This is a genomic window from Magnetospirillum sp. UT-4, assembly GCF_902729435.1.
Lineage (GTDB): Bacteria > Pseudomonadota > Alphaproteobacteria > Rhodospirillales > Magnetospirillaceae > Magnetospirillum.
The window spans coordinates 1-1,174 of sequence record NZ_CACVCG010000120.1 but is presented as its reverse complement, the minus strand read 5'-3'; the positions used below and the strand labels follow the sequence as shown (position 1 = coordinate 1,174).

Genomic DNA, 1,174 nt, shown 5'->3' with positions numbered 1-1,174 from the left:
ACCAGCGCGGCGTTCTGCTGGGTCATCTCGTCCATCTGGGTGACCGCCGAGTTGACCTGGTCGATGCCGGAGGCCTGTTCGCTCGACGCCGCCGCGATCTCGGCGACGATGTCGGCGACCCGCTTCACGCTGCCCAGGATGTCCTCCAGGGTCTTGCCGGCGCCCTTGACCAGGTCGGCGCCCGAGCGCACCTGGGTCGAGCTTTCGGCGATCAGGGTCTTGATTTCCTTGCTCGCCTGGGCCGAACGCTGGGCCAGGTTGCGCACCTCCTGCGCCACCACCGCGAAGCCCTTGCCGGCGTCGCCGGCGCGGGCCGCCTCGACCGCGGCATTGAGGGCCAGCAGGTTGGTCTGGAAGGCGATCTCGTCGATCATGCCGACGATGTCCTCGATCTTCTGCGACGAGGATTCGATGCGGCCCATGGCGGTGATGGCTTCCGACACCACCTGGCCGCCGCCGGCCGCCACCTCGCGGGCCCCGGCCGCCAGCTGGTTGGCCTGCTGCGCGTTGGCGGCGTTCTGGCGCACCGTGGCGGCCAGCTCCTCCATGGACGCGGCGGTCTCCTCCAGCGCCGAAGCCTGCTGCTCCGAGCGTTCCGACAGGTCCTGCGAGCCGGCCGACACCTCGGACGCCGCCGAGCCGATCTGCCCGGCCGCCGAGTTGATGTTGGTGACGATCTCGAACAGCTTGTCGGCGGTCTTGTTGACGTCGCCCTTCAGCTGGTTGAAGACGCCGCCGTATTCGTTGGTGATGCGCTGGGTGAGGTCGCCCTCGGCCACCGACGACAGCACGCTGGCGACGTCCTTCAGCGCGATGCCGGTCAGGTGCACCAGGTTGTTGACGCCCTGGCACAGATCGAGCAGGAAGCCGTCCTTGCCGGCCAGGTCGATGCGACGGTCGAGGTCGCCCTTCGACGCCGCCGACGCCACTTCGGCGACCTCGGCGACGATGGCGGCCTCGCGCTTGCGGGCGGCCAGTTCGGCTTCCCGCTCGGCCTCCTCCTTGGCGCGGGCCTCGGCCTCCATGCGGACCTTGTCGATGGCGTTCTGCTTGAACACCTGCACCGCCTTGGCCATGGCGCCGATCTCGTCATGGCGGTCGAGGGCCGGGATGTCGACGTCCAGCTTGCCGCCGGCCAGGTCGCCCATGGCGCCGGTCATGCTGTTGATGGGGG

General features: G+C 69.5%; 1 protein-coding gene. It reads right to left on the bottom strand.

Features of this window, described 5'->3' with window-relative positions; genetic code table 11:
• On the bottom strand, positions 1-1,174 hold a 1,174-nt coding region (locus MTBUT4_RS15205), incomplete at both ends, for a methyl-accepting chemotaxis protein (RefSeq protein ID WP_173980548.1).